This is a genomic window from Corynebacterium sp. HMSC074C03 (assembly GCF_001838285.1).
Classification (GTDB): Bacteria; Actinomycetota; Actinomycetes; order Mycobacteriales; family Mycobacteriaceae; genus Corynebacterium; species Corynebacterium amycolatum.
This window is the reverse complement of the sequence record NZ_KV836246.1, coordinates 33,033-57,938: the sequence shown is the minus strand read 5'-3', so window position 1 is coordinate 57,938 and position 24,906 is coordinate 33,033. Positions and strand designations below refer to the sequence as shown.

General features: G+C 60.2%; 18 protein-coding genes, 1 other RNA gene and 1 pseudogene. 11 read left to right on the top strand and 9 right to left on the bottom strand.

The genetic code is table 11. The annotated features are described in order from the left end of the window. Nucleotide 1: 1 nt before the first annotated feature. Nucleotides 2-961 carry a cobalamin biosynthesis protein gene (locus HMPREF2847_RS08575; protein WP_222866962.1) on the top strand — a complete coding sequence of 320 codons (960 nt, stop codon included), beginning with the start codon at nt 2-4 and terminating at the stop codon, nt 959-961. Here HMPREF2847_RS08575 and HMPREF2847_RS08570 read toward each other — a convergent pair. After that, nucleotides 958-1,944, bottom strand: a complete 987-nt coding sequence (locus HMPREF2847_RS08570; protein ID WP_070852147.1) for an SURF1 family cytochrome oxidase biogenesis protein — start codon at nt 1,942-1,944, stop codon at nt 958-960. The two genes, HMPREF2847_RS08575 and HMPREF2847_RS08570, sit on opposite strands and share 4 nt — an antisense overlap. A gap of 278 nt (nt 1,945-2,222) precedes the next feature. Between HMPREF2847_RS08570 and HMPREF2847_RS08565 the strand changes: the two genes are divergently transcribed. Next, the gene (locus HMPREF2847_RS08565) at nt 2,223-2,801 is read left to right on the top strand and encodes a GtrA family protein (RefSeq protein ID WP_246821994.1); all 579 of its coding nucleotides are present in this window, start codon (nt 2,223-2,225) and stop codon (nt 2,799-2,801) included. Here the strand turns inward: HMPREF2847_RS08565 and HMPREF2847_RS08560 are convergent. After that, entirely contained in the window at nt 2,798-3,301 is a 504-nt protein-coding gene (locus HMPREF2847_RS08560; RefSeq protein WP_370523129.1) for a low molecular weight protein-tyrosine-phosphatase, read from the bottom strand. The genes HMPREF2847_RS08565 and HMPREF2847_RS08560 overlap by 4 nt on opposite strands. 68 nt (nt 3,302-3,369) lie before the next feature. After that, the gene (locus HMPREF2847_RS08555) at nt 3,370-4,050 is read right to left on the bottom strand and encodes an HAD hydrolase-like protein (protein WP_070852144.1); all 681 of its coding nucleotides are present in this window, start codon (nt 4,048-4,050) and stop codon (nt 3,370-3,372) included. Between the two features lie 35 nt (nt 4,051-4,085). On the opposite strand from HMPREF2847_RS08555, the gene cobC reads away from it, so the two are divergent. From cobC to rnpB, 5 genes and pseudogenes are all read left to right on the top strand, one after another. Continuing rightward, a complete protein-coding gene (gene cobC / locus HMPREF2847_RS08550) occupies nt 4,086-5,219 on the top strand; it encodes an aminotransferase class I/II-fold pyridoxal phosphate-dependent enzyme (protein ID WP_070852143.1) in 1,134 nt (377 codons plus the stop codon). Nucleotides 5,220-5,288: 69 nt separating this feature from the next. Further along, on the top strand, nt 5,289-6,476 hold the full coding sequence (locus tag HMPREF2847_RS08545) for a Nif3-like dinuclear metal center hexameric protein (RefSeq protein ID WP_070852142.1): 1,188 nt from the start codon (nt 5,289-5,291) through the stop codon (nt 6,474-6,476). A 5-nt stretch (nt 6,477-6,481) separates the two neighbouring features. After that, nucleotides 6,482-7,225 (top strand): zinc ribbon domain-containing protein, encoded by a 744-nt coding sequence (locus HMPREF2847_RS08540; RefSeq protein ID WP_049189597.1) that lies wholly within the window; start codon nt 6,482-6,484, stop codon nt 7,223-7,225. A gap of 24 nt (nt 7,226-7,249) precedes the next feature. After that, nucleotides 7,250-7,915: pseudogene (locus tag HMPREF2847_RS08535) on the top strand (histidine phosphatase family protein); the annotation flags it as partial. A gap of 59 nt (nt 7,916-7,974) precedes the next feature. After that, nucleotides 7,975-8,439: RNase P RNA component class A (gene rnpB, locus HMPREF2847_RS08530), an RNA gene on the top strand. 12 nt (nt 8,440-8,451) lie between these two features. On the opposite strand, the gene HMPREF2847_RS08525 is transcribed toward rnpB, so the two are convergent. Further along, nucleotides 8,452-9,615: a galactokinase family protein gene (locus tag HMPREF2847_RS08525; protein WP_070852140.1), complete on the bottom strand. Its 1,164-nt coding sequence runs from the start codon at nt 9,613-9,615 to the stop codon at nt 8,452-8,454. Nucleotides 9,616-9,891: 276 nt separating this feature from the next. Here HMPREF2847_RS08525 and HMPREF2847_RS08520 point away from each other — a divergent pair, with 276 nt between their 5' ends. Continuing rightward, entirely contained in the window at nt 9,892-10,095 is a 204-nt protein-coding gene (locus HMPREF2847_RS08520) for an SPOR domain-containing protein (protein WP_016423068.1), read from the top strand. 12 nt (nt 10,096-10,107) lie between these two features. Here HMPREF2847_RS08520 and HMPREF2847_RS08515 read toward each other — a convergent pair whose 3' ends face one another. Next, nucleotides 10,108-11,934: a CYTH and CHAD domain-containing protein gene (locus HMPREF2847_RS08515; RefSeq protein WP_070852139.1), complete on the bottom strand. Its 1,827-nt coding sequence runs from the start codon at nt 11,932-11,934 to the stop codon at nt 10,108-10,110. A 160-nt stretch (nt 11,935-12,094) separates the two neighbouring features. Beyond that, nucleotides 12,095-12,904, bottom strand: coding sequence for a 3-methyl-2-oxobutanoate hydroxymethyltransferase (gene panB / locus HMPREF2847_RS08510; RefSeq protein ID WP_242451339.1), 810 nt, complete (start codon nt 12,902-12,904; stop codon nt 12,095-12,097). A gap of 140 nt (nt 12,905-13,044) precedes the next feature. On the opposite strand from panB, the gene HMPREF2847_RS08505 reads away from it, so the two are divergent. The 3 genes from HMPREF2847_RS08505 to HMPREF2847_RS08495 all read left to right on the top strand — a co-directional run bounded on the left by HMPREF2847_RS08505 (nt 13,045) and on the right by HMPREF2847_RS08495 (nt 19,950). Continuing rightward, nucleotides 13,045-14,385, top strand: a complete 1,341-nt coding sequence (locus HMPREF2847_RS08505) for a glutamine synthetase family protein (RefSeq protein ID WP_005511085.1) — start codon at nt 13,045-13,047, stop codon at nt 14,383-14,385. Nucleotides 14,386-14,446: 61 nt separating this feature from the next. Further along, nucleotides 14,447-17,629 carry a bifunctional [glutamine synthetase] adenylyltransferase/[glutamine synthetase]-adenylyl-L-tyrosine phosphorylase gene (locus HMPREF2847_RS08500; RefSeq protein ID WP_070852137.1) on the top strand — a complete coding sequence of 1,061 codons (3,183 nt, stop codon included), beginning with the start codon at nt 14,447-14,449 and terminating at the stop codon, nt 17,627-17,629. A gap of 98 nt (nt 17,630-17,727) precedes the next feature. Continuing rightward, nucleotides 17,728-19,950 carry a hypothetical protein gene (locus HMPREF2847_RS08495; protein WP_070852136.1) on the top strand — a complete coding sequence of 741 codons (2,223 nt, stop codon included), beginning with the start codon at nt 17,728-17,730 and terminating at the stop codon, nt 19,948-19,950. A gap of 29 nt (nt 19,951-19,979) precedes the next feature. Here the strand turns inward: HMPREF2847_RS08495 and HMPREF2847_RS08490 are convergent, their stop codons facing one another. The 3 genes from HMPREF2847_RS08490 to thrC form a co-directional block, all read right to left on the bottom strand. Beyond that, entirely contained in the window at nt 19,980-21,407 is a 1,428-nt protein-coding gene (locus HMPREF2847_RS08490) for an MFS transporter (protein WP_070852135.1), read from the bottom strand. A 77-nt stretch (nt 21,408-21,484) separates the two neighbouring features. Continuing rightward, complete coding sequence (locus HMPREF2847_RS08485) at nt 21,485-23,269, bottom strand: thiamine pyrophosphate-binding protein (protein WP_246821993.1); 1,785 nt, start codon at nt 23,267-23,269, stop codon at nt 21,485-21,487. 135 nt (nt 23,270-23,404) lie between these two features. Further along, entirely contained in the window at nt 23,405-24,853 is a 1,449-nt protein-coding gene (gene thrC / locus HMPREF2847_RS08480) for a threonine synthase (protein ID WP_070852133.1), read from the bottom strand. Nucleotides 24,854-24,906 lie beyond the last annotated feature (53 nt).

The following is a 24,906-nucleotide window of genomic DNA, read 5'->3' as shown; positions in this document are numbered from 1 at the left end:
ATTGCGTACACATGCCAGAAGTCGACACCTCTGGCGGCGTGGTGCGGCTATCGCAGTGGGGTATGCACTTGACCGCATTTTCGCAGACCCCACCAATCACCATCCGGTGGCCCTCTACGGGCAGGCCGTCAGCAAACTTGAGCGCCGAATCTACGCCGACTCCAAAGCGCGCGGAGTGGCGTTCACCGCAATCGCCGTGGCCACACCGGTAGCGCTTACCGCCGCAGTCAGCACAGTCGCACCGAGTCTCACGCTGGCTGCCGCCACGTGGGCTTCGCTCGGCGGCACCACTCTCCGCCGTACTGGCGAGCGCATGACTGACCGACTCACCTCCGGCGACATCGATGCCGCCCGCGAACTTGTGCCGTGGTTGTGTTCGCGTGATCCGGAAGCTCTCGACGCTGATGGCATCGCCCGAGCGACCGTCGAATCGCTCGCTGAAAATACCTCCGACGCAGTCACCGGCACTCTCATGTGGGGTGCCATTGCAGGCGCTCCTGGTGTGGTCGCTCATCGAGCGGCTAATACCCTCGACGCGATGGTGGGGTATCGCAACGCTCGCTATCGGCAGTTCGGGTGGGCCAGTGCACGGCTTGACGACGCCGCCGGGTTCTTCCCCGCGAGACTTACAGCTATCGCAACTGTGGTTGCAGGTCCGGACCGTCGTCAAGCATTGGTAGCGTGGCGACGAGACGCCGGCAACCACCCAAGTCCAAACGCGGGCGTCGTGGAGGCAAGCGCTGCAGGCGCGCTGGGGCTGCAGCTGGGCGGCGCGACGGTGTATCCCAGCGGAGTGGAGATACGCCCGGTGCTTGGCAGTGGTCGGAGGCCTGCGGTGGCCGATGTGCGGCGTGCCGCAGGGCTGAGCAAGCGAGTACAAAACATTGTTGCGCTCAGCTGCGCCGGAGCAGCAGTAATCGCCGGATGTATCCGACGCGTGAAAGCGCGAGCTGAGAGTTAGAAACGTTCGTCGTATCGGTTATCGCGATAACCTGCGGCGCGGTGGCCGGTGTTGCCGTAGCGTTGCGCCATGCGCTGACGGTGCAGCTCGGCGGCGCGATCCTCTTCGGGCTTAGCCGGCGGAGGCGTCGGAGTGGCGTCGTCGTCCGATTCGGGTGTTGCGGCCTCGGTGGCATCAGCGTCATCTACTGGTTCCGCGGCTTCGGCATCGCGGAGGTTCTTGGCCATCTCCTCCTGCTCCGCGCGGTCTCGTCTGCGCTCGACGATTTCAGCGCGAATGAACCAGACGACGGCAAGCGGCACGAGAGCGCCGAAGAAAATCCATTGAATGCCGTAGGAGAGGTAGGGGCCGGACTCCAGGGTGGGCAGCGGGATGGCCTCGATGACGGCATCGGATTTGTCCGAGAGCTGAAGCCAATCGGGGTTGAGTTCGGTGCCGACTAGCTCGGACACTTCCTTGGTATTGATTCCGTAGACCTGTGGCGGGGTGCCGGCGATTGGAGCGGTTTCGGCGGGAATCTCGTTTCGGCGGGTAAAGGCCGAGATAGTCAAGGTGCCCTTCGGGGCTGGCTCAACATTGGGCGTGCTGGAGTCTGTAGGCCGTACGAAGCCACGGTTGACCAGGTAGTTTTCGCCATTGTTAGCGACGAAGACATCGAGTACCTGGACAGCGGGTGCGCCATTTACTGGGCGGTTACGCAATAGTACGCGGGTATCCGGCAGGAAGAACCCGGTGGCGGTAACGCGACGCCATTCGTTGCCCTCGACGAAGCCTTTGCCCTTGGGCATTAGCTCATTGACATCTACGGGGTCGAGCTCGAATGAGTGCTCAAGCTGCTGATTGCGATGCTGCGTCGCGGTGTTCTTACCCAACTGCCACGGAGCCAGAACAGTAAATGCGAGATAGGAAAACGCAATGGCGACAATCGCAGTGAGAACCCATCCAGGGGTCAGAAACTGGCGCACATTCTTAAACACATTCATTGAGCTTACCCGGTGCTGTGGCTGGCACTAGAGCGGATGGCACTAGAGCGGATGGCACTGTTGCGGCGGGTGGGCAGTGGCACCTGTTTTAAAAGTGCATACCAAATGAGCACAGTGCTGATGAGGTGATGAGGGGGAGGAAAAGGCTGATTGCCGTGAGGGAAATCTCGCTTTCACAAGGATTCACCTGCGCGGAGATTGAGTGAACTTCGGGTAAAGTTGTTTGAGCGTATTTGACGGGGAATCTACCCGGGATAGATGGAAAGAGAGGTGTCGTGGTGGGCACGCAAACAGCGAAATCTTCGCCTTCACGTCGCTTCAGCACAGTCTCGCGCCAGTTCATCAAGTTCGGTCTGGTCGGCGGCACAGGTGTGGTTGTCAACCTGATTGTCGTGATTATTGCCCGCAAGTTGGGTCTCAGTTTGGGCACCAATGAACACGACGTGTTTTTGAACCTGTTCGGAACACGGTGGAATATCCGTTACTCCCACGTCTATGCAACTCTGGCGTTTGTCGTGGCTAATGTCTGGAACTTCCAGCTCAACCGGTCCTGGACTTTCCGAACTGACAATCGCCCGAACTGGTTTAGACAGTTCCTCCCGTTTTTATTTGCAGGTATCTCAGCACTGATTGTGAACCTGGTTGTCATCACGCTGCTGACTAACCCCACCTCGCCGCTGGCACTGCCAACGGACATTTTCGACGACTCCACCGGTTTTAGGAACCGCCTCTACTGGGCAAACCTCATCGGTGTCACCTTGGGCACGCCCGCTAACTTCATCTTGAATAAGATTTGGGCGTTCCGAAACCGAGGCAATGCCAATAAAACAAAAGAAAAGGTTGTTTTGAAACCTTAACGTTCAGAGGCCAGCACCAGAGTCTCACGCAACCATGCGATGATGCCCGGCGTCGCGGCCTCAATTTCGTTTCGAGTGCGGACGAACCCCTCCGGGCCGCCGTAGTAGGGATCGGCCACGACGGCACCCTTCGGGGACGCCGGGTCGAAGGAACGCAGCAGGCGAATCTTTTCTTTTGGCACGCCAGCGCGGAGTAGACCATTGATGTGCGATTCATCCATGGCGATGAAAAGCGTTGCGTCCATGTGCTCATCGCCTAGCTGTGCGGCGGTGTGATTTGGGTCGTAGCCGGCATTGTCCAGCTCGGCTTGCGCCCGCTCGTCGGCGGGTTCGCCGACATGCCAGCCGCCGATTCCGCAGGAGGCGAGCAGGACATCGTCGGCAAGCGCATTGGCTTCAACTGCGTCACGGACGATGATTTCAGCCATTGGGGAGCGGCAGATATTTCCGGAGCAGACAAACACGACGTACACGGACTCAGTACGATGCGACGAGTTCATAAGCATAATAGGCAAAACCAAACTTCTCGGAAAATAAAAATAGGATTGTCACTAATCGTTGACGAGTCTTAAAGATACAGCATTTCCCGCACAACACGATTCAGGTCCCCAGGCGACGATGCCACCGCCGCTGCCGATGCCCACTCAGATTCTGAGCCGTAGCCCCATTTAACAGCGATGGCGGGGATGCCGAACTGTGCTGCGCCCTCAAAATCATGGATGCGATCGCCGACCATTACAACCGAACCACGCGGGCGCACTGCTTCATCGGGTTCAATGCCCAACTCCTTGAGCGTGTACTCAATGACCTCAGTCTTTGTTTGCCGTGAGCCGTCGTCGCTGGCGGCGCCGATGAAGTCAAAGGCGTCGAGAAGGCCGAAATTGTCCAGGGTCTTGCGGGCGAAGTACTCGCCCTTGGAAGTCGCAGTGGCTAGCTGTACGCCTGCTGCCCGCCAATCGCGCAGGAGCTCCGGCCAGCCGGGGAACATCTCGGCACGCTGCCAAGCACCGGCGTGTTGATGCTCCATATACACAGCAAAGGCTCGGTCGACTTGTTCGTCGGAAAGCCCGAGCGACGCCAGCGTCTCCACCATCGGCGGCCCGGGAATCGTGTTGATAAAGCTCTCAGGCGGAAGTGGGTGGTCAATTTCCTCCAATGCAAGGCGAAATCCATGTGCGATTGCGGGGAGAGAATCGGCAATGGTGCCGTCGACATCAATAAGGACAGTGGGGCGATGGCCAGTGGACATATTGTTCATCCTAAAAGGTCATTAGGCTGGATGGCATGTTAGACGACCCGCTGCGCTATCACGGCGACCAGGCCGCCCATGGTGCTGACCTGGACTTTGCCGTCAATGTCCACGGCACCACACCGCAGTGGCTACAGCACTCGCTGGCCACGTCCCTCGGAGAACTTGCCGCGTATCCGTCGGCGCAGCTCGATGCCGACGTCCGCGCCGCCATCGCCGACAACCACAATCGCAGCGCCGACGAGGTACTGCTTCTCCACGGCGTCGCCGAGGGGTTCTCGCTCTTGCCTCACTTGGGCTTGCCCGCCACAATCGTCCAGCCGCAGTTCACCGAACCCGAAGCCGCCTTCCTCGCCGCAGGAGTCGAGGCGGATTCGCTGGTACTGCCGTCGCCGTACACGCTCATGCCTACGCTTGCCGACGTCCACGAGAACGCATCCTTCCCGCATTCCCAGCAGCTTGAAGGCCGGATGGTCATCATCGGCAATCCGACCAACCCCACCGGCGTTGCTCATTCAGCGGATGATCTGCGGGGGCTCGCCGGCCGTTGCGGGATCCTGGTCGTGGATGAGGCTTTTATGGACGTCGCCGATGGCGAAATTATTCGGCGGTGCTCGCTAGCCGATTGCAGGCCGGGGGAAGCGAACAGAATCCCCGATAATGTCATCGTTTTCCGCAGCATGACTAAGACCTGGGCAATCGCAGGCCTGCGCTGTGGCTATGCGCTGGGAGCCCCTGAGCTCCTGGCACAGCTGGCGCGACGGCGTCCGCACTGGCCGCTGGGCACGCTGCAACTTACCGCTATGGCGGCAATCGCGCGTCGTGAGACGGAGCTGCTGCCACAAATCCGCGCTGAGATTCGTCAGCAGCGCGAGGCTATGACACAGCTGCTAAGGGCCGCCGGCTGGCAGGTGTTGGATTCCGAGGCTCCCTTTGTCCTGGCGCGTCCGGGAGGTGACCGGAGTTCTCACAATGGGCAGGGTGCTGCGGAGGTTGACGTCGTCAAGCATGAGCATTTGCGGCAGGGACTTGCGGAGCGTGGAGTGGCCGTGCGGCGCTGCGACACCTTTGCCGGCCTGGACGGTTCGTGGTGGCGGCTGGCTGTGCGGGACGAGACGAGTGTGCGGCGGCTTGTTGCGGAAGTAGCGGATTTGCTGTCGCAGAACTGATGCGGTGGGGCAGAGTTCACTACGCTGGAGGAGAGGCTGGAGAGAAATGCATGTTGAAGGGATGGATGTATGACGGACTCTGCGCAGACCCGTGCCGAGGGCAATAACACGGCGGTGACCGTTGCCGACGTGCGTGCGGCGATGGACGCGGCCTACCCACCGGCACTGGCGGAGAGCTGGGATAAAGTTGGCCTGATCTGCGGTGACCCGCAGGATGAGGTGTGTCGCATCGCGTTGGCGCTGGACTGCACTGACGAGGTCGCAGATCGCGCGATTGCCTCCGGTGCTCAGATGCTCGTTGTGCACCATCCGCTGCTTCTGCGCGGTGTGAATTCCGTGGCGGCGGATACGCCGAAGGGTCGGATTATTCATAAGCTGATTCGGGCAGGTGTAGCTCTCTTTGCAGCGCACACTAACGCTGACAGCGCACGACCGGGTGTCAACGACCAGTTGGCCACGATGCTCGGAGTCGAACCGGGTGCGCCGCTAGCTCCGCAGCCGGCTCCCGGCTTGGATACCTGGACGGTGAAGGTTCCGGCAGATCACGTCGATAAGGTCGCGCAAGCCATGTTTGAGGCGGGCGCGGGCACTATCGGCGACTACGACAGCTGTGCGTTTCGCATTAACGGCCGCGGCCAGTTCCGCCCGCTGAGCGGGGCAAATCCCTTCATCGGCGCCGAGGGGCAGGTCGAGTATGTCGAGGAAGTGCGCCTGGAGATGGTCGCACCACGGTCCATGCGCGCGGCGATTGTTAAGGCTCTCGTTGCAGCGCATCCGTATGAGGAACCGGCATTCGACATCGTGGACAATCAGGCCACCGGTCTGGACCCGCAGCAGGCTGTGGGCATTGGGCGAGTGGGCACGCTAGATACGCCGATGCCATTTAAGGACTTCGTCGCTCGTGTGGCTGAGCGTCTGCCTGCAACGGCATGGGGCGTGCGCGGCGCAGGCGATCCGGAGCGGATGATTCGTACGGTTGCCGTCGCATCTGGTTCGGGCGACTCTTTCCTGGACACTGTGGCGAAGATGGGCGTCGATGCGTTTGTTACCTCTGACCTGCGGCATCATCCTGTAGATGAGACGCTGCGGACCGCGGACTTCTGCGTCGTGGATACGGCCCACTGGGCCAGTGAGTTCCCCTGGTGCTACCAGGCCGCAGACATACTGGCCGAGAGGCTCGGGGTCGCGACCGAGGTCCTTGAGGTGCGCACCGATCCCTGGACAGTGGCAGAATCGTCGACACAGGCAAGGAAGTGAAGACCATGAGGCTTAGTCCACAAATCCAAGTGGCGATGTTGGAAAAGGCGGAAAACCAAACTCTGTTGGATGGGCTCACCGCCCGCCAGAACGTTCTGCCCGAGCGTGCCGAGTTGCAGGAGCTGCGTAAAAAGCACAGCCGTCAGGCCAGTGAGGCTGCGCGCTCCAAGCTCAGCGCCTCCGATATCGGCCGCGATATTGCCAAGCTGGAATCGGACATCAACAAACTGAAGGCTCGCGAAAAGGCTGACCGTCTGTCGCTCGGTGCCGCAGAAGACGCATCCACGCGCCGTGACCTCGAGCACGACCTGCGCTCTACCAAGCGCCGCCGCGAACGCGCTGAACAGGAACTCCAGCAGTACGAGCGCATGCAGGAGGCCTATCAGGTCGACGCTGAGCACGAATACGACGCCGACGAGGCGCACGATGACATCGTCGCCGCCAAGCAAAGGCTTAACGACGCCGAGGTTGACCTCATTGCGCGCATTTCCATCGCTGAGACCCGAATCGAAGAGGCTGACAAACTCATTGATGGTTCGGCAGCCAAGCTTTACCGTCGTCTAGCGCTTGCTAACGGCATCCCTGTTGCACGCCTGAACGGGCGCACCTGCGGTTCCTGCTTCATGGAGCTCGATGTCGGAACCGTGCATGAATTCACCACGCTCGCGCCGGAAGAAGTGACGTTCTGTCCTGAATGTGGCGCGATGATCGTGCGTGCGGAAACGCTGGGAGCAGTGAAAGGCAAGTAAATGAGCCAGGCTGCAGACAAGCGCGATTGTGCGCCGGGCTGGACGGGTGCGACCACGGACCCCACGCGGTTGGTGCTGCTGCGCCATGGGCAGTCGCCGATGTCGATTCGCCGGGAGTACTCGGGAAGTCGTTCGAACCCCGACCTGACGGAGGTCGGCAGGCAGCAAGCGGCAGCGGCGGCACGGCACCTCGTAGAGCTGGTCGATAGCGGCAACATGAATTTCTCTGCCATTGTGGCCTCTCCACAGCGTCGTGCACAGCAGACGGCAGAGGCGGCAGCAAATGCGCTCGGCCTGGACATCCACGTTGAAGAGGATCTGCGCGAGACCGACTTCGGGCAGTGGGAGGGCATGACTTTCTCCGAGGCGCACAACTCCACCCCTGAGCTGCACAGTTCTTGGCTCGCGGACCCGACCGTGGCGCCGCCGGAGGGGGAGGATTTCCGCTCGGTCGATAGCCGAGTGGGCGCCGCGCGCGAGCGCATCGCTCAACAATTCGGTGCCTCTGATGTGCTGGTAGTCAGCCATGTCACGCCAATCAAGTCGCTGCTGCGCCAGGGGCTCGGCTGCGGCTTTGAAATCTTCACCCGCCTGCACCTGGACCTGGCCAGCCTCTCCATCGCGGAGTTCTACGCAGATGGGCCGACATCAGTGCGGCTGATTAACGACACCAGCTACCTGCGTGGTTAGCAGCCCGGTACGGCGGGTTATTTGAATTGCGGTTGTGGCGGGTACACTAACCATTCGAGCGAGCCGGCCGGGTGATCGCGGCAGTTAATGGAACCGGACGCCTCTTTTACAGAGTGCGTCCAGGCCGCTGTCGAGGAAAGTCCGGACTCCACTGGGCATGGTGGTTGCTAACAGCAACCCAGGGTGACCTGCGGGAATAGTGCCACAGAAAATAGACCGCCGGGCGCACAGCCGATGTCTTTGACGTAAAGCTGTGGAGATTCGGTGAGGGTGAAAAGGTGCGGTAAGAGCGCACCAGCGGGGCAAGTGATTGCACCGGCTAGGTAAACCCCACCAGGAGCAAGGCAAAATCGCGCATGCTTCGTCGTGCGTGTGCGCGAGTGTTTGAGGGCTGCCCGTCCGATACTCGCGGGTGTGCTGCTTCAGGCTGTCAGCAATGGCAGACCGAGATGGATGATCGCCACCCGGCGCTTTCCGAAAGGGGCGCCGAGGGACAGAATCCGGCTCATAGGCCGACTCGTTCACATAAGCTTTTTTTACTCGACCACCGCGCCGGCAGAAGTGTTCTCCACGCGGATGGTCTCGGAACCGCCGTCGTTAAGCGCGGAGGCAATCCGATTGGCGTCGTCGACGTGGGACCACATCACCAGCGACGCGCCCGGGCACGGCGCGCAACGGGCAATCTTCTCACAGTCGATGGTGTCGGTCAGCTCGGCAATCTGCCCCAGTACAGAGTTTGCCGACGGCGCGGAGCCACGCTCACTGACATCGCGCGAAACCCCTGCGATGGCTGCTTGAATATCGCTGTGCCGGATGTGACCGATGACTGCGCGGGCGCGGTCGGAGGATGCGTCGGCGTCGTCAAGCCACTGGATGGCGCGGCCGATGGTGGGGATGTCTTCGTCTTCCGGGTGCACCTCGTGACGAGCACGCACCCAGTCAGCAACCCGCTCCTGTGCGTCAGGGAGACTAGCGAGAGTCGGTACGCCGAAAGCAGCGCAGGCTTGCTGGAAGAACTCGTAGCGCTCTTCGTCTGGCGAACCGCCGGTGACATCCGGGGAGTAAGCGATAGTGAGCGCTAACGACTGCGGGAACGCCGTCTGCGTGACTGCCTCATCGGAGTGGTTGATGCACAGCAGGCTGTCCGGGCGGCTGCGCAGTGCCGTGGTGTAGGGGTGCAGCGGCCACGACTGGCCCTTTACCTGCACCATGGTCTCGTGGATAGCGGTGGCAATACGCGTGCGGGTAGGTACATCATCACGGTCGCCAAAACGCGCATTGAGAGCCAGCGCGAGGGCACACTGAATTGCCGGAATCTCTCCAAAACCGCGACCTGGCGCGATAGTGGAGGCAATGGTGACCTTCAGGCCATTGCTGCTGCGCGGGACAAGGTGCAGTGAGTGTTGCAGTGCGACGATAGTAGCTGCGACAGCGGTCGGCACCTGAGAAAAAGCGGCGGGGACGCTGTCCGGGAAATCCATCTTGGTAGTTTCGCGCTTGTACACGACAATGAGCTGCTGTTCGTCGATCTCTTCAATACCGACCGCGGCATAAGCTGGAATGGCGGTGGTTAGGAGCATGCCGCCGGAGGAGGCGCAGTCCTCACCCAACAGGTTGATGGAACCCGGGGCGTATGCAACTGAAGCATTAGAACCGACGGCATCGAAGACGTCGTTTACGACAGCGGGTGCGGCGGGCATGGGTGAAACCTCTCCAGAGATTGGACTCATAGTGCTTGTGTGCAGTGTTTGTATTCAGCGCTCGGATTCAGCGCTTGTGTTCTAAGGTGAACAATTCCGTCGATAATACCCGGCTCGGGGGACAGTGACAAACCTATATACTGGGATTTTATGTCGCCGCAGCGCACATGGCAGGCAAAGGATTGCCTTTCTGCACGCTTGCTTATGGGTGGAGTTAGCGGTGGCACAACCGCTTGAAAACTGGACATGTTCTCGATGTGGAAGAGGAGAAGAATCGTGAGCGACAACAGCAGTAAGTGGTACTACCAGCCGTCGACAGGCACGGTGTTTCAGGGGAAGAAAACCGGTTGGGACGACCGAATGGGCCCTTATGATTCCGAAGAGGAAGCCCGCGCTGCCATGGAAAAAGTCGCCGAGCGCAACAAGGCGGCCGACGACTGGGATGAAGAAGATGATGACTGGGGCGTAGCTGAGAAATAAGGCCCTACGCGTTTAGGCCTTCTTGCCCTTCTTAATCTTCTTTTCCATCTTGCGGAAGGCCTTAAAAACCTTTTCCACGGCATCGTCGTACTCAGCCAGGGCCTTCAGGCCGTCGTAGTACTCCATCTGGTAAAGCACGCCGTAGCCGAAGGTGTCCCTGCCCGCACGGGAGGCACGCTTAGCACGAGCCAACACGAAGTCACGCGCAGTGCAGGTGTCCTGGAAGTCACCGAGAACCGACTGCAGGTTCTTGCAGGCAGCGTAGAGCTTCTCGGTCGGCAGGTCCGCGTTCTGAGCAGCTTCCGCGCTGTAGCGGAGCTTCTTCGCAGCCTTGCGGACATCGTGGTAGCGCTCGTCCAAATCTGCCTCTGGCAGGTCAGCATCCTCTCGGCCATCGAGTACCAGGTTGTGGCGACGACGGAACTTCGAAAACGCGCTGCGCAAGTGATCGAGCAGCACCGCAGTGGTGTCGAGTTCCTTCGGTGCCTTTACCTTCTCCGGCTCGGCCTTGTCTGAGGTCGTGGAAGCAGCTGCATCGGCGGCAGCAGCAGTATCAGTCTCAGCCGCGACCTCGGAGTCAGCTGCCGAAGCATCCTCGGAGACTGCGGCTTCCGCGTCGTCGACAAGCGAAGCATCCTTCTTCTTGGACTTCTTTTCCCCAGCCTCGGCCTCTTCCGAGTTTGCGGCGATTGGCGGGTTGGCGAGGAACTCATCGAGATCGTCGAGAAGTTGCAGGTACTCGCTGGAATTGAGTGCAAAAATGACTCGCTGATGAGCGCGGTCGTAGTCCTTCTGGACATCCTCGACGAGATTCGCACGCAGCTCCTCGCCTAAAGCGGCGCTTTCGCGATTGGCCAGCAGCTCCTCCCAGCGCATAGCAACGACCTCTGCGTCACGGGCCACACCGAGAACACCCGCCAGCTGCTTGAGGTTGCTCTCCAGCTCAGCGACCTTATCGCCCACGACAATGCCGTGGAAGGTCTGCATGTGACTGCGCAGCTCACGAGTGGCGACGCGCATCTGATGCACCGAGTCGAACTCATCGCGGCGTACCTTTGGGTCGTACTCGACCATCTTGGCCACGTTAGCGGCCAGCGCATCGACCACGGTGCGCCCCGGCGTGCCCTTCGGCAGCTTCGCCGGAACAGGTGGTAGGGGAGCGGAGTCGATGGAGTCACCCAACGCCGTCGCCAACTTCGACGGGCTTTCCGACGGCACGGCGCCAGCTACCTCAGCGACCTTGGACATCGCTGCCATTACAGCCTTGCCGTCCGGGCGATCTGCCCAATCCCCCAGAAGCTCAATCTCCCACTCGCGCCAGGTGGTGGTTTCGCCGCCGTCGAGGAAGGAAGTCGCCGTGACGTGGTCATCCGCGAACTCCGCTATGGGAGTGCCATCGAGGGCAAACACCGTGGTGACGTGGCGCTCATTGTCTACCTGCGCGATTGGTTGCAGCGGGTGATTGCGAACAATTGCGCGGACAGGGGCAAGTAACTCGGTGGGCACGACGTAGTCGGCGTCGCGGCCTTCACCGTTAACAGAGCCCTCTTCCAGGTCAACGCCATATTCGAGGCGACCGCCGTTGCCCGGCGCCTTCAGATGCCAACCCTCATCGGGGCCGCCGGTGCGGCGACGCAGGGTGTGCTTGGACCGGGTCAGACGCAGGTCCGCCGTGTCCAGGTAAATCGCGGAGAGATTTCGCACCTCAGTGGTGGTGGAGCCAACCTGTGGAACGAAATCGAATGATGGGGCTACCACCTCTGGGGTAGCTGAGAACTTAGATTCCACCTCCAACGCCGCAGTTGGAGTTTTGGACTTAGAACCAGACTTAGATGCCATAAGCACCAATTCTACCCCCGAATCGAAGAACCCTTAAGTTACGGATGTCTGGTTTTCGTACTTGATTGCCTGGACTGGGCGGTGCCCTTAGACGTAGACGGGGGCTGGGCGGGGCCTTTAGGCGAAAGCCCAGTCCAAAAAACGGCTCACCCCAGGGCGGTTAACCCGAGAAGTTCTGCGCCTCAGTTGGGAACTCGCGGGAGTGCACCTGGTCGACATACTGCTTAGCTCCCTTGGTCAGCATCTCGCCGACCTCTTCGAACACCGAACTAAACGACGGCCTGCGGCCATCGGCCGGAACTGCAAAGGCATCTTGCCAGACGAGAACCTGGCCATCGCACTGGTTACCAGCGCCAATGCCACAGGTTGGGATGGATAGCTCACGGGTAATCTCAGTGGCCAAATCTGCAGGCACCATTTCCAGGACCACGGCCGAGGCACCAGCATCGGCTACCGCGTGGGCGTCGGCACGCAGCTGTTCCGCCCCCGCACCGCGTCCCTGTACCTTGAAGCCGGACAGCGCGTTGACGGACTGCGGAGTGAAACCGATGTGCGCCATGACCGGAATGCCGGCGTTGACCAGCGCACGGATGCGCGGAGCGATGCGCACGCCACCTTCAATCTTGATCATGTGTGCGCCGGTTTCGCGCATCATCTTCGCGGCCGACAGCACGGCCTGCTCATCGGATGCCTCGTAAGTGCCGAAGGGTAAATCGGCAACCACAAGTGCGTTGCCAGCGCCTCGGACGACACCGCGAGCAAGCGGAATCATTTCTTCCAGCGTGATCTCGGTGGTGGTGTCGTAGCCGTAGACGACGTTTGCTGCAGAGTCGCCGACCAGTAGCAGCTCGACACCAGCGGCGGAAAAAGCGCGCGCGGTGGAGTAGTCGTAGCAAGTCAGCATTGCCCAGGGGCGAGACTCAGCCTTCCATTCGGCCAGATTATTCAGACGAATCTTTTTTCCGCTCATGCCAATAGAGCATGCCATAGTCACACGCAATTCGAGACCACGAGGGCAGCAGTTATGACGCGGGTGTGGCAGTTGGCTAGCCACGCCGGATGGTCACAAAGCGTACCGCGAATCCGGGCACCTGGGTAACGTTGGAAAGTATGAACAGTCAGCAGGAATTCGTCCTCCGCGCAATCGAAGAGCAAGATATCCGCTATATTCGCCTCTGGTTTACTGATATTTTGGGGTATCTGAAGTCCGTTGCCGTCGCACCGGCTGAGCTCGAGGGTTCCTTCGAAGAGGGCATCGGGTTCGATGGCTCTGCGGTAGAGGGCTTTTCCCGCGTCTCCGAGGCCGACACTATCGCGCAACCGGATCCCTCGACATTCCAGGTCATGCCGCGTCTGCATAAAGAAGACACAATCACGTCCGCGCGCATGTTCTGCGACATTGTCATGCCCGATGGTCAGCCGTCGTGGGCAGATCCACGCCAGGTGCTGCGCCGCCAAATTAAGGCGCTTGCCGACGAGGGCTTCCACGCGTTCATCCACCCGGAGATTGAGTTTTTCCTAGTAGAGAGCCTGGCTACTGATGGAAAGCCGCCGGTGCCAACAGACAATGGCGGTTATTTTGACCAGGCGGTCTACGACCGCGCACCCCGCTTTCGCCAAGAGGCGATCACGGTGTTGGAAGACATGGGAATCCCCGTGGAGTTCTCCCATCACGAAAACGCGCCGGGCCAGCAGGAAATCGATCTGCGCTACGCCGATCCGCTGACTATGGCGGATAACGTGATGTCTTTCCGCTACATCATTAAGCAGATTGCAATGAAAAATGGTGTGCAGGCGACATTCATGCCGAAACCTTTCCAGGACTTGCCGGGCAATGGCATGCACACGCATATTTCCCTCTTCGAAGGGGACACAAATGCATTCCACGATCCGGATGATGAAAATCAGCTCTCCGACACCGCAAAGGGTTTCATTGCCGGCATTCTGACTCATGCCAGCGAGATTTCCGCTGTGACCAATCAGTGGGTCAACTCCTACAAGCGCACGGCATTTGGTGATGAGGCTCCGACGTCCGCGACCTGGGGAATGGCCAACCGCTCGGCTCTCGTGCGTGTGCCCATGTACTCGCCGGGTAAGGCACATTCGCGCCGGGTGGAAATTCGTTCCTTGGACTCGGCCTGTAACCCGTATCTTGCTTACTCGGTGATTTTGGCCGCCGGTCTGAAGGGAATTAAGGAGGGCTACCAGCTTCCGGAGCAGGCAGAGGACAACATCTCCGAGTTGACCAAGCGGGAACGACGTGCGATGGGCTACCGCGATTTGCCGACGTCCCTGGAAGTGGCGCTGCAGGAGATGGAACGCTCCGATTTGGTGGCCGATGCTCTCGGTGACCATGTCTACGAGTTCTTCCTGCTCAATAAGTGGCGCGAGTGGCGCGAGTTCCAGCGTCAGGTGACGCAGTGGGAGCTGCGCACAACCCTGGATTATTAGTTTCCCCGCATTGCTCCTTTCCTTTTTCGTCTTTATTTTGTTTTTTGGGTGACCAGTTTCAATGGTGATGAATCGACCTCGCACATCCCGCCAGTCAGTGCCGCGGCCCGCAGCGCTGGGCTTGCGTAACGACGATCGGACGCGCGCTGACCTGGAAGATTTGGGGTGGTACAACGAGGAGTCCCTACAGCTGTTGTGGGGGCTTGCCGGAGCCAGCGACCCCAAGCTGGCGCTCGTGGCACTAGTGCGGCTCAAAGGCGCTCTCGACGAGCTGGAGCAGGATGGAAAGCTGGAGAACTGGGCCACCTGGTCTGGCCTCGATGAGGCCATGCGTGAGCAGATTCCGCTGCGTACGCGTATGTTTGCGCTGCTCGGGGGATCGAGTGCACTGGGCGATCACCTGGTTGCGCACCCAGAAAAGTGGATTCTGCTCCAAGCCGAGCTTCCCACTGAGGCAGACATGTTCCGCGAGATGCTCTCCAGCGTTGGGGCTGTGCCCGAGGTCATCGAACTCACTGATGAGGCCAGTCTGGAAAAGCAGGAGGATCCGGAGTACCGCAAGCCGGTCGTTGCGCCCGCCACGCTCGAAGGCCCCGGTTTGTACCGTGCGAAGCTCACCGGTCGTGAGGCCGAAGTTGCGATGCAGTGCGCCTACCGCGACTTGATTATGCGTATTGCGTGCCACGACTTGGCTGGTACGTACCCACGGGGTCCCCGCCGCCCTGGACAGCCACAAGTCCCATTCCGTCAGGTCTCGGAGGCACTCAGTGACTTGGCGGATGCAGCGTTGACGGCTGCACTGTCTGTGGCTGTTCAACAGGTCTTTCCTTCCGCACCGGTCTCAACACGCCTGGCCGTAATCGCCATGGGTAAGTGTGGTGCGGAAGAGCTGAACTACATCTCCGATGTGGATGTCATTTTCGTCGCAGAGCCGGCGGATGCCCGAGCTACTCGCTTGGCCAGCGAATTTATCCGGATTTCTTGCCACTGCTTCTTTGAGGTCGACGCGAATCTCCGCCCGGAGGGCAAGTCGGGTGCACTCGTACGCACCGTGGATTCCCACGTCGCCTACTACAAGCGTTGGGCTGAAACCTGGGAGTTCCAAGCGTTATTGAAGGCGCGGCCGATGACAGGCGATGTCGAGCTGGGCCGCGAATACATCGATGCTCTGGCCCCGATGGTGTGGACGGCCTCTCAGCGAGAATCTTTCGTCGACGACGTTCAACGCATGCGCGCCCGCGTGGTACAAAACGTCCCCGAAGAGCTTCGCTACCGAGAGCTCAAGCTTGGACGCGGTGGTCTGCGTGATGTCGAGTTCGCGGTGCAGCTGCTGCAGTTGGTCCACGGTCGCTATGACGATAGCCTCCGCGTGCTGCCAACTGTGATGGCACTCGATGCACTTGTCGAGGCTGGCTACATCGGTCGCGAAGACGGTGCCGCGCTGATTAACGCCTACGAATTCATCCGTCTGTTAGAGCACCGCCTGCAGCTGCAGAAGATGCGACGGACGCATTTGTTGCCCGCCGAGGACGACACCGAAGCTCTTCAGTGGCTCGGTCGAGCCTCTGGCCTCGTCGGTGAGGGCGGTACCGATGCCAGCAAACCGCTGGCCAAGCAGGTTCGACTGGCCAGCTCGCAGATCCGCTCCCTGCACAACAAGCTTTTCTACCGTCCACTGCTGAACTCCGTGGTGGAGCAGGACATTGGAACCCTGCAGCTATCGGCCGATGCGGCAAAGCGCCAGCTGGCCGCGCTGGGCTATCAGTACCCGGATCGCGCCTACGAGCATCTTTCTGCGCTGGCGGCAGGCACCTCGCGCAAATCGCGTATTCAGGCGATGCTCCTACCGACGCTGATGGAGTGGCTATCGTCGACGCCGGATCCCGACGCGGGTCTGCTCAATTATCGCAAGCTCTCTGAGAAGCTCCACGACGAAACCTGGTTTCTGCGAACGCTGCGCGATGAGGGCGTCGTCGGTCAGCGGCTGATGCGCGTGCTCGGTTCTTCCCCCTACGCGTCTGATTTGATTATGAGTGCGCCGGACGTAATTAAACGGTTCGGCGACGGTGCGTCCGGGCCGAAGCTACTGAATACCGACTCCGATGCCGTCGGGCGTGCGCTGGTCGCAGCGGCTGCCCGTCACAACAGTCCAGCTAAGGCCATTGGTGTGGCACGTGCGTTGCGCCGTGCAGAGCTCGCGCGCATTGCCTCCGCGGATCTCTTCGGGCTGATGGATGTGCAAGAGGTCTGTCACTCTCTGTCGATGGTGTGGGACAACGTGCTCGAAGCTGCCCTCGCCGCCGAAATCCGTGCGTGGTCGCTGGAACATCCGGACTCGGAGGTCCCAGGCGTTATCTCCGTGATTGGTATGGGGCGACTTGGCGGTGCTGAACTGGGCTACGGCTCCGATGCCGACGTGATGTTTATCTGTGAACCCCGCAAGGATGCCGAAGGAACGCCGCTTGTCGACGATTCCGAGGTGGTCAAGTGGGCAACCAGGATTTGTGACTCGTTGCGTCGTCGGCTGGCAAAGCCAAGCCAAGATCCGCCACTGGAGGTCGATGTGGACCTGCGTCCAGAAGGACGCTCGGGCCCGATTGTCAGGACCCTGGATTCCTATGTGACCTACTACGAGCGCTGGGGTGAAACCTGGGAGATTCAGGCACTGCTACGTGCTACCTGGATAGCCGGCGATAAAGACCTCGGCACCCGCTTCCTCAAGGCCATCGATTCGCTGAGGTACCCACAGGGCGGAGCTGATGCCAAGATGGTCCGCGATGTCCGTCGTATGAAGGCGCGTGTTGATTCGGAGCGACTGCCGCGCGGCGCTGATCGGCGTACCCACACCAAACTCGGTTCCGGCGCACTGACCGATATTGAATGGACTGTGCAGCTGCTAATCATGCTGCATGCCCACGAAGTGCCGGAGTTGCACAACACTTCGACGCTGGAGTGTCTGGAAGTGCTGAAAGATCGCGAGATTCTAGATGCGGAGGATACCGACGCACTTCGGGATGCCTGGCTGATGGCGACGAATGCTCGTAATGCGCTGGTGCTCACGCGTGGTAAGCGCACGGACCAGCTGCCACAGCCGGGGCGTCAGCTGACTCAGGTCGCAGGTGCGGCAGGATGGGATGCATCGGATTCCAACGGTTTTATTGAGCACTATTTGCGTCTGACTCGCCACTCCAGCCGTGTCGTCAATCGCGTGTTTTGGGGCGAGGAGAACCCCGACCACGAGTAGCCCGGGCAGAGGTCTGCCGAACCTTGCTGCGAGGCTCATTATGCGGCAGCGGGGTGCAGCCTTTGTCTTAGCACGGCGACCGGGCATAATGGTGGGATATGGAACGCAACGTCGATTACTCGGTACGCCCTAGGTATGAGGATTTCATTCTCAACCTCGATGGCACTGACCTGCGTTTTTTATTGAGCCGTACGTGCCCAGCAGCTGACACCTCAGCTGCTGGACAAAAGGCGGTGGAATTGCTGATGTCACAGGATTCAGCGCATACGGCGCTGTCTTTTTGTGATCCCGATGTTCTCGATGTGGCTCACTTAGTTCATATTCTGGAGGATTCCGCATCGCTGGATACCCTCGCAGAAGTGGCCTATTGGGCATCGGATGCGGACGTGATGGCACACGATACGCCGAAGGGTGTTGACCGCAAACGTCGTCGCGTCGGCAAGCAACAGCTTGAGCATGTGCTACGCCGTGGCCAGCGCCAGGGGCTCGTGTGGGAGGAACCGGCGGGCGTGTGGCATGTGCCGCCACATATTTCGGAGGTGTTCCCGGCGGAACCGAGTCTCAGCTTCCGCGTCGCCGACTTGGTGGCGAATATGCCAGCGGATGTGCTGAGTCGCCGTATGGAGCGCATGGGGCTGGAGCCGGATAGCGCGCGGGGAGAGGGCGCACCGCGAGCTCTGAACGCCAGCGATTTGACGGTGCGCAATTTGCAGGCTCGCCAGGTGGAGCAAATTGCAGGCTTCCTCTGCGATCCGGTGAAGGTGCGGGCGCTGGTGATGACAGCGCCGGTGGATATTCGCAATGAGCTGCGTTGGATGGCAACCGACGAGAAATACTTGCCCTCCTACATGTGGTCCGAACTGCGTGCCGACGCGGTGCGATGGGCCGAAGAGCGTCTGCTGCTGACTGTGGTGGAAGAACCGGCAATGCCGGTATTCGAGCAAGAGGCGGAAGCACACAACGGGCCGACAGAGGTTGCCCGCCTGGTGGGCGCAGTCGCGTTGGCGCTCAAGGGCGACATGTGGTCGATTCGTAAGCCGCATCCGACGGAGTCTTTCCCGGCAACGCTGGAGTCAAAGGAGTTGACCGAAGCTTCTGTGGCTGCGGTGGCGTTTGCTTCGGCGTTTATGGATGCTGCGGGCAGCGGCGACGGGCGCCTGAAGGACCCGTTGCACATGTATGAGGAATCGAGCCTGCTGTGGATTCAGGACTTTGCAGCATCAATAGGCGCGAGTGGTTTCGCGGCGCCCTGGATTGTGGAGATGCTGGTCAACGCGGGACTAATTCACGCTGACAGCGGGCATCCGACTCCGCGCGCGCTGCAGTACTGGTACAACGCGGATGCCTCGACCCGTTGGGCGTATCTCGTGGCGGGCTTCCTCGTTGGTCGCGGTCCGTGGCACGGTGAGTTTCCGTGGGTGACGGTGGGTGTCGATGATTTGTCGCATGCCACCCTTGCTTACGGCTACCCGTTTGCCGCACGTGAAGTAGTGTCGCTGGCCGCACAGCTGGAGGAAGACCAGAAGTTCTATGGCTGCTGCGTCGAAGGGCATATGGCTTGGAATGTCGACAACCTCTGCGCTCGCAACGGCGCCGATGGGGACGCGATGGTCGGTTGGCTGCTGGAGCAGGCCGGCATCTTGGGCATTCTCTACCATGGGCACGCCTCGTGGCAGGCCATGGCCATCATGTATGCCTTGCACGACATTTGGTTGACTGATCAGCACGTCGGCGCTCAGCGTATCGCTGAACTTATCGCTGAGTATGCCGCTGGCCAGGTGCCGACGGCGGAGGCAGTCCAGATTGCCCGCCTGTTCAAGGATGCCGCGCCTAACGAGCGTCTGGCTGCCACACTGGATGGCGTCGCCAGTAATCAGGTTGCCCTCGCGTTGGACTTCATCGGTGACCGCGAAACCTGCGCGGAAACCTCCCGCTGGATTATTTCCGAGGAGAGCCTGCGTCGCGCATGCCTCGCGGTAGACGGTGACGTTGATGTCCTGTTTTCCCAGCTGGGACCACTGGTCAATAGTTCTATGAAGCTGGTCATCTACGCCGAGCTAGCCCGCATTACTAAGACCGAGAAGTTGCAGGAAATGTATGAGCGTGAGGCCGTAGAACCATCGCCTTCGCTTGACGACGTCCCGGAGAACGCAGCCCCCGAAACTGACACCGGTGAGCGCGTTTCCCATGGTGTTCAGACCGATGGCAGCGAACGCACGGCGGATAGCGGCCACGCACACACCTCTGAGCAAGCGGAGGACTCAGACGACTCGGACGACTCGGAGGGGCTGGAAGGGCCAGAGCAGCTTTCGCTGTTCTAACCACTCTGTCTCTCGGCTTCCTGTAGTTCCTACTCCGTAGGTTCCAGCTCAAAACGGCTCTGCTGGGCGACAAAGCGTGCCGCCGCACGCTTTGCGACCAGCAGGCCAACGAACCCAATCACCCACACACCGACGACAGCCAACCAGCCAATGCGGAAGGTCTCCCAGGTGTAGTTTCCATCGGGAGCTGCAATATCCAGCAGGAAGCCGACGCCTTGTGCAGCGAGCATGGTGGCCACAAAACCGCCCATATTCGCCAGCCCAGTGCCGGTGGCGAGTACCTTGCGATCGACCTCTTCGCGCACTGAGTCGAAGCCGAAGTTGGACATCGCACCAAGACCTGCCATGAGGATGTTGACCACAATAATTGCCCAGTACGCTGGTGGGTTGCTCGGTGCCAGGAACACAATCCAGACGACCATGTTGATAAACGCGATTGCGACAACAACCTTGATGCGGTCGCGGCCGGTGCGTGCCGAGACCATGCCCATCAACGGCCCGGCGATAATTACTGACAGCGTGTTAATGACCAGCACCACACTGGCCTCGGAGGGCTTAAGCCCCATACCCAGCATCATCAGAGGCATGCCCCACAGCAATGTGAAGATGCACTGATGCATCAAACCAGTCCAGTGCGTGAAGAAACCCTGCCAGCACACCGGGTGAGTGGTCACAGTCTTCAGCGTCTGGCCGATTGTCAGCTTCTCATCGGCTGCGGCAGAGGCTCCGCCATCAGCAGCCGTCTTCGCGGCCTTTTTGGCCGCGCGGCGTTCACGAAGTGACATCCTCGCTGTGGAGGAGTTCTCCGGGACGTCGGCAAGCGCAATCATGCCTACGATAGCGATGAGAAGACCTGCGGTGCTCAGCGACAGGAACGCGGGCACCCACCCTGCGGCGTGCAGAATCGCGAGGAATGGGACAGCAGAGATGAACTGACCGAGCTGGCCAAGACCAGCCGTGAGCTGTGTGAACAGCGGAGTGACGCGCAGCGGGAACCATGCGGGAAGCAGGCGCATAGCACCGAGGAATGCGGTGGCATCGCCGGCGCCGATGAATACACGAGCGATGACAGCCAGCGGATACGATGTCGTAAACGCGATGATGACCTGGCCCAGCGCCATGATCAGTGCGCCCACGACCATGGTTTTCTTGGCGCCGACGCGGTCAATGATGATGCCCGTCGGAATCTGCGCCAGGGCGTAGACACCAACCTGCACGGCGGTGAACAGCGCGAGTTGGGAGGCGTTGATATGGAAGCGATCGAGCGCCTCGACACCAGCGACACCCATGGAGGTGCGGCCGACGATGGCAACGATGTAGGTAATCAGCGCCGCCAGCCAGACGGCAATTGCGCGGCCAGTGACGTGCTCGCGCGGGTCCTTTGCCACCGCGGTGGCGGGCTGATCTGTTGATGAAATCTGATCTTTACCGTTACGCTGCTTTACCACTCGCCACATTGTAGACCCCATCAACTAACCGGCCTGAAGTGGGGTCGCACCGGGGTTCTATGTGACCCGATCATGCCCGCGGCAAACTACCTTTGTGCCTTAGCCAGAACTTCCTTCACGAAGTCCGCAACCACCAGCCGTGAGACCTTGAAATCAATTACGGCAACGGAAGCCTCATCGGAGTTGGAAACGTCATGGAAATAGGCGTCGAGCTGGGCAAAGTCCTCAGGTTTGCCGACACTGAAACCGTGAGCGCCATAGGCGCGCCCGACTGCGGCGAAGTCGTAGTCGGCAATCTCCATGGACGAGGTGTCCAACCCGACATCGCCAAACTGGTGCAGCTCCGCGCCGTAGGCAGCATCGTTAATGAACACCACACAACCGCCACGACCACGCCGGAGCTGCTCGATCGCCGCAGGTAGATCGGCAATACCCATCGTGCCGCCACCGTCACCGGCGACTAGCACGCAATAGTCCTCGGGCCGTGCTGCCGCGAGGCCGACAAGCGAGCCCATGCCCAAACCAATTGACTGAATCGCCGTGCCGACAATCACTTGCTGCTGCGGACCAGGTACATCGAGATACTTCGGAACCCATCCCAGGAAATGGCCACCGTCAGTACACACAGCGCGCTCATGGGGCAGGATACGATTTAGATACTGCAGGCACGCCCGCGGATCCAACCGGCCATCCGCGCACGTCAGCGACTCGACCTGCGCTGTCGTCGGCAGTGCCTTCAACTCCGCACGCCATGTGCTTGACGACGATCCGAGCGCCTCACCCATTGCGCTATCTTTGGCTGTCTGCGCCCGAGATTCCAGTGGCTCCTCCAGCTGCTCTGCCAGGACGGGCAGAAGTTCCTCCAACTTAGCCAAAAGCGGTGTCACCGATGGCTGCGCGGCGGGATGGGGCTCGTCTACAACCTGGATAATTTTCGCGTCCGGTGCAAACATGTTGCCGCCACGGTTTTGGAAAGCGTTGAAGCTTGCTCCCAGGAACAGCACCATATCGGCCTGTCGAGCTAGTTCTACCTGCCACGCATGCGCAAAACCGCCCACGGTGCCGATCTGCCACGGACTGGAAAGTACATGACGAGCCATCGCTGAGTGCATAAACAGTGCCCCTACACTGTCCCCGATGCGGCGGACTAGCTCGGCGGTATCGGAGAGTAGCACACCTCTACCAGCAATAATGAGAGGGCGGCGGGCAGCCTGCAGTTCCTCTGCCAGCGACGTGACAGTTGACTCTAACCATTCTGGTCGGCTGGTGTGTAGATGCTCCTGGTTAGCCGACTGTGTTTCAGACGCAGATGCCGTTATCGGTGCTTCTTGGAGGTCATAGGGGAGCAGCAGCACGACAGGCTGCCGAGAGCTCAGTGCGTGCTGGACTGCAAAGTTTGCGTCGTCAAGCGCGGACTCGGGAGTAACAGTGCGATGGCAGACGTCGAGGGCGTCGAGGAGTGCCGCCTGATTGAGGTCAAAGGGGCGGGGGCGTTCCGGGTGCGTGCCGACGACAAAAATAAGCGGGATACGGGCTACGCGAGCCTCCGCCAGAGTGGTTAGCGCATTGGTGAATCCTGCGCCACAAGTGGCGGTCGCGATAGCAAGCCCTCCGCCTGCGCGGTGGAAGGCATCGGCGGCCCCAACAGCAGCCGATTCGTGTCGGACGGAGGAGTAGCCGAATCCCGATTCAGTAAGGGCTGATGTGAAGTGGGAGTTCGCATTGCCGACGAGACCGAAGCAGTGGTCGCAGTGCTGGGCCAGTGTGTCGGCCAGCGCCCGCGAGACCGTTGTGGTCTTTTGGGAACCTTCCTGCGGGGAAGACGCGGGCGCGTGGGGCATAGGACGGCTATTAACTCGAGTGAAACTCATGTGAACAATTGTGAGGTAATCACGGGGGTAATAACAGCCCTATAGCCCAAGATAATGCTGTTTGCCCTTAAAAAAGAGGGCACTATTCCACATTGCCGCTGCGCGGATGGGGGTGACGTTGGGCTTTGCCAGGTTTTAAGCCACGTTGTCGTCGATGAACTTCTTCACCACATCGACATCGTTCGGAAGCTCGGTAACGCGGCGTGGGGCATTCATGATGTCCGCGAAACGCTCCGGGCAGTCCGGCTCGCGGCCGGTGGCTTCCAGGATGGTCTCGGAGAATTTCACCGGCAGGGCGGTCTCCAGGCAGACAATTGGGGTGGATACCTGGTCTACCAGGCCGCGGACGACGTGGATGCCGTCAGCGGTGTGCGGATCGACCATGACCTCCAGGCGCTCCCAGCAGTCCTTGATGGTCTCGACGCGGTCAGCGTGGGTGGAACGACCGGAGAGGAACCCGTACTGGGCAGAAGCCTCCGGGAAGATTGGATCAGCAGTAAGAGAGAAGCCGCCCTCCTTGACCTTGACACCAAAGAGGTCTGCAGTCCGCTCAGCATCGCGCCCCAGCAGATCGAAGATGAAACGCTCGAAGTTAGACGCGCGGGAGATATCCATCGATGGGGAAGAGGTCGCCTGTGTCTCCGCAGCGCTGCGCACGCGGTAGGCGCCCGTGTGGAAGAACTCATCCAAGACATCGTTTTCATTGGTAGCCACAATCAGGCGGTCAATTGGCACACCCATCTGACGTGCAATATGACCAGCGCAGATATCACCGAAATTGCCGGTCGGCACACTGAAGCTGACCTTCTGCGAGTTATCGGCCTCAGCACCGTTGCCGCCAGTGACGCGAATCCACGAGGAGACGTAGTACACAATCTGAGCCATCAGGCGAGCCCAGTTGATGGAGTTAACTGCGCCAATGTGGCGGTTGGCCTTGTAATCCAAGTCACCGGAGACAGCCTTAACGATGTCCTGGCAATCATCGAAGACACCGTCGAGGGCGACGTTGTGAATGTTGGCGTCCTGCAGACCAAACATCTGAGCCTGCTGGAAAGCGGTCATTCGACCAGCTGGCGTTAGCATGAACACGCTGATTCCCTCACGGCCACGCATTGCGTACTCGGCCGAGGAACCCGTGTCACCAGAGGTGGCGCCGAGGATATTCAGGGTCTCGCCACGACGAGCCAGCTCATACTCGAAGAACTCACCGAGCAGCTGCATCGCCATATCCTTGAATGCCGCTGTGGGGCCCATGGACAAGTGACCGATGTAGAGCTGATCTTCCAGCTTCGTCACCGGCACAATATCCGGATCGGAAAACTTCGGGTAGGTGTACGCCCGTGTACAGATACCGCGCAAATCCTCCAGTGGAATGTCGTCCACAAAAAGGCTGACGACCTCTGCAGCCAAGGCTGCGTAACCGTCGTCGACAAGCACGGAGCGCCAACGCGTCAAAGTGGCATCGTCAACCTGTGGGTACTCGACCGGCAGGTAGAGGCCGCCGTCGTTAGCGAGACCTCCCAGGAGAATGTCTGAGAACTTGTGCGGCGTGCGCTCTGGGTCGCGAGTCGAAATGAAGTCCAAGGCGGGCCCCTTACATGTATGCCAACACCCGCCGCATCGGCCTATAAGAAGGC